This window comes from Actinomadura kijaniata NBRC 14229, assembly GCF_001552175.1.
GTDB lineage: Bacteria > Actinomycetota > Actinomycetes > Streptosporangiales > Streptosporangiaceae > Spirillospora > Spirillospora kijaniata.
The window spans coordinates 1-3,930 of the sequence record NZ_BCQR01000311.1; the positions used below are offsets into that span (position 1 = coordinate 1).

Genomic DNA, 3,930 nt, shown 5'->3' on the forward strand with positions numbered 1-3,930 from the left:
GTGTCCTGCTCGGGCCTCCCTGGCGGGCGGTCCCTCGCGGCGACACAGAGAACACTAGCGGTAAACCGGCCCGGATGCGTAATCGAATAGACGGTGACGTTCTGCACCCGCGCGCGGGTGTCAAGGGGTTCGGGAACGCAAAAAACCCCGGGTCCGAAGACCCGGGGTCCGCTGTCCGGTGGGCGATACTGGGATTGAACCAGTGACCTCTACCGTGTCAAGGTAGCGCTCTCCCACTGAGCTAATCGCCCGCGACACCCCTCGTCGGAAGGGTGCGCGTGGAGGTGGAGACGGGATTTGAACCCGTGTACACGGCTTTGCAGGCCGTTGCCTCGCCTCTCGGCCACTCCACCAGAGCGAGGCCGGTGAAGACCTCTCAGAGCGGAAGACGGGATTCGAACCCGCGACCCTCACCTTGGCAAGGTGATGCTCTACCAACTGAGCCACTTCCGCGTGATCTCCGCTCGGGGCTCCCCGGGCGGCGACAAGGAAGAGATTAGCGCGTCCGGGGCCCAAGCCCAAACCGGTTTCCCGGCGTGCCCGCGCGGGCGGCACACTGGTCTGCATGAACGATGCGTTCGCGCACGTCGGGGGGCTGCTGGCCACCGGGCTGGCCGAGGTGACCGGCGATCCGGCCGCGCTGGACTCGCGCGGCTGGTGGGCCGTCGTCGCCACCTACGAGGGCAAGGTCACCTGTGCGCGGTTCGAGAACGTCCGCCCCGCCCCGCACCCGGACGGGCCGTGGAGCCCGCCGGGGGAGTGGGACACCTCCCTGGACGAGGCCGCCTACGTGGCCGGGGTCCGGCGGATCCGCGCCGCCATCGCCGACGGCGTCGTGTACCAGGCCAACCTGTGCCGGGTCCTGTCCGCGCCGCTCGGGCGGCACGCCGACATCGCGGGGCTGGGAGCCCGGTTGGCGCGCGGCAACCCCGCGCCCCACGCCATGACGCTGCGCATCCCCGGCCTGGAGGTCGCCAGCGCCTCGCCCGAGCTGTACCTGGCGCGCGACGGCGACCTGGTGGAGTCCAGGCCGATCAAGGGCACCGGGCGCACCGAGGCGGACCTGCTGCCCAAGGACTACGCCGAGAACGTCATGATCGTCGATCTGGTCCGCAACGACCTGGGCCGCGTCGCCGCCACCGGCTCGGTGGTCGTGCCGGACCTGTGCGCCGTCGAACCGCACCCGGGCCTGGTGCACCTGGTGTCCACGGTGCGGGCCCGGCTCGCCGGCGGAATGGGGTGGCCGGAGCTGCTGGCGGCGACGTTTCCTCCCGGTTCGGTGACCGGCGCGCCGAAGTCCAGCGCCCTGACCTTGCTGGATGAACTCGAACCCGTCCCGCGCGGGCCGTACTGTGGGGCCATCGGCTGGGTGGACGCCGACTCCCGGCGCGCGGCGCTGGCGGTCGGCATCCGGACCTTCTGGGCCGAGGACGGCCGGCTCCGGTTCGGCACCGGGGCCGGCGTCACCTGGGGGTCCGATCCGCACGGCGAATGGCGCGAGACCGAGCTGAAGGCGGCTCGGCTTTTGGAGGTGGCTTCCGGTGACGGGCAAGGTGTGGGTGAACGGGCGGCTGCTCGACCCTGAGCAGGCGACGGTCTCGGTCTTCGACCACGGGATGCTGGTCGGGGACGGGGTGTTCGAGACCGTCAAGGCCACCAGCGGGGAGCCGTTCGCCCTCACCCGGCACCTGCGGCGCCTCACCCGCTCGGCGACCGGCCTCGGCCTGCCCGCCCCCGACGAGGACGCCCTCGCCCAGGGCGTGCTGGAGGTGCTGGCCGCCTCGCCGAGGTGGCCGCTGGCGCGCGTCCGCATCACCTACACCAGCGGCGTCGGCCCGCTGGGCTCGGACCGGGGGGACCAGGGCCCCACGGCGGTCGTCGCGGTCGGCGAGCAGCGGCCGTTCCCGCCGACCGGCAAGGTCGTGGTGGTGCCGTGGGCCCGCAACGAGCACGGCGCGCTGACGGGCCTGAAGACCACCTCCTACGCCGAGAACGCCCTCGCCCTCGCCCACGCCAAGCAGCGCGGCGGCGGCGAGGCGATCTTCGGCAACCTCGCCGGGAACCTGTGCGAGGGCACGGGCACCAACGTCTTCCTGGTCCTGGACGGCCGCCTGGTCACCCCGACGCTGGAGTCGGGCTGCCTGGCCGGCGTCACGCGCGCGCTGACGCTGGAGTGGTGCGGCGGCGAGGAGCGCGACGTGCCGCTGTCGGACCTGTACCGGGCCGAGGAGGCGTTCCTGACCTCCACCACCCGCGACATCCAGCCGATCGCGTTCGTCGACGACACCGCGCTGCCGGACGCGCCCGGCCCGATCACCGCGAAGGCGATGGAGCAGTTCGCGGCCCGTTCCGCCGAGCTGATGGACCCCTGATAACGATCCCGACTCTGGCCCGGCGGGGGGTTTACAAGATCGGGATCCGGGGTCACGGTGACGGTGAGCTCAAGGGAGGTCACCGTGGACCACTCCAGACGGCGGGGAACCACCGGGCTGCGGGGGATCGTCGGGGCGCTGGCCGCGTTCGCGCTGACGGGCGCGGCCCTGTCCGGCTGCGGCGGACCGGACGGCCCCACCCTCACCATCGGCCGCAACGCCATCGAGGGCGGCAAGAACTCCGGCGAGGCCGAGTGGATCACCAGGACGGTGATCCCGCGGTTCGTCGCCGCGCAGAAGGCCAAGGGCGTCGACGTCAGGGTGCGCTACCGGGGTTCGGGCGTGGCCGACGAGGCGTACAAGACCCGCGTCTCCCTGGACCTGAAGTCCCGGTCGGGCGCCGACATCCTCGACGTCGACGGCATCTGGGTCGGTGAACTCGCCCAGGCCGGATATCTCAGACCCCTCACCGAGCTGGCCGGCGCGCAGGCCGACGCCTGGGACGGCTGGGCCCAGATCCCCCGGGCGGTGCAGAGCCTCGGGTCGTTCGACGGCAAGCGGTACGGCATCCCGGCCAACACCGACGGCCGCCTGCTGTTCTACAACAAGAAGCTCTTCCAGCGCGCCGGGCTGCCCGCCACCTGGCAGCCCAGGAGCTGGGACGACATCCTCACCGCGGCCCGCGCCCTGCGGAGGGTGCCGGGCGTGACACCCCTCCAGATCAACGCCGGGACGCCCATGGGCGAGGCCACCACCACCCAGGGCGTGCTGCCGCTGCTGGCCGGGGCCGGGGCCGAGATCCACGCCGACGGCAAGTGGACCGGCGGCGGACCGGCCCTCAAGCAGGTCCTGTCGTTCTACTCGGCGGTCTACCGGCAGGGGCTCGGCGACCCGCGGCTCCAGCAGGAGGCGCAGGGCCGCGACAAGTCGTTCGCGGAGTTCGCGCAGGGCCGCATCGGCATCCTGGCCGAGGGCGACTACTTCTGGCGCGACGTGATCAACCCCCGCAACGGCACCGCCCGGATGCCCGACCGCGACCAGGCGGTCGGCTACGCGATGTTCCCGGCGATCTCCCCGGGCAAGGGCGTGCGGGGCCAGTCGTTCGTCAGCCTGTCCGGCGGCCCGGTCTCGGTGATCAACCCCCACACCGAGCACCCGAAGCTGGCGTTCGAGCTGCTGGCGTTCATGAACTCGGCGGAGATGCACAAGGCCCGCACCGCCGGAACCCCCGAGATCACCTCGCGGACCGACGTCAACCGCGAGGTCCTGAGGAGCGATCCGCTGCTGGCCTACATCGCCGAGAGGATCCTGCCGATCACCGTGTACCGGCCGAGCCTTTCGGCGTACCCGCAGGTGTCGATCGCGTTGCAGGAGGCCACCGCGAACGTCGTGGCGGGCCGCACCCCCGACGAGGCCGCCGCGGGGTACCAGCGGAGGCTGGAGGAGATCGCCGGTGGCCCCGGCAACGTCGCCGCCCGCTGAACCGGCCGCCGGACCGGCCGCCCGCCCGGCCGAGGACGCGGCCGGGCTCGGCAGGGCGCGGGCGGCCGCGTTCGTC

Annotated in this window: 3 protein-coding genes and 3 tRNA genes; 3 read left to right on the forward strand and 3 right to left on the reverse strand. The window is 72.6% G+C overall.

The features are described 5' to 3' along the window. Positions 1-179: 179 nt before the first annotated feature. The 3 genes from AKI01S_RS48245 to AKI01S_RS48255 all read right to left on the reverse strand — a co-directional run bounded on the left by AKI01S_RS48245 (position 180) and on the right by AKI01S_RS48255 (position 453). Positions 180-251: transfer RNA gene (locus AKI01S_RS48245), tRNA-Val, on the reverse strand. A gap of 28 nt (positions 252-279) precedes the next feature. Further along, positions 280-353: transfer RNA gene (locus AKI01S_RS48250), tRNA-Cys, on the reverse strand. A gap of 27 nt (positions 354-380) precedes the next feature. After that, positions 381-453: transfer RNA gene (locus AKI01S_RS48255), tRNA-Gly, on the reverse strand. Positions 454-565: 112 nt separating this feature from the next. Between AKI01S_RS48255 and AKI01S_RS48260 the strand changes: the two genes are divergently transcribed. The 3 genes from AKI01S_RS48260 (at position 566) to AKI01S_RS48270 (ending at position 3,854) form a co-directional block, all read left to right on the forward strand. Continuing rightward, the gene (locus AKI01S_RS48260) at positions 566-1,585 is read left to right on the forward strand and encodes a chorismate-binding protein (RefSeq protein WP_067833795.1); all 1,020 of its coding nucleotides are present in this window, start codon (positions 566-568) and stop codon (positions 1,583-1,585) included. After that, entirely contained in the window at positions 1,542-2,372 is an 831-nt protein-coding gene (locus AKI01S_RS48265; RefSeq protein ID WP_067833798.1) for an aminotransferase class IV, read from the forward strand. Before AKI01S_RS48260 ends, AKI01S_RS48265 begins: the two co-directional genes overlap by 44 nt. An 84-nt stretch (positions 2,373-2,456) precedes the next feature. After that, positions 2,457-3,854 carry an extracellular solute-binding protein gene (locus tag AKI01S_RS48270; RefSeq protein ID WP_245682102.1) on the forward strand — a complete coding sequence of 466 codons (1,398 nt, stop codon included), beginning with the start codon at positions 2,457-2,459 and terminating at the stop codon, positions 3,852-3,854. Positions 3,855-3,930: the final 76 nt, after the last annotated feature.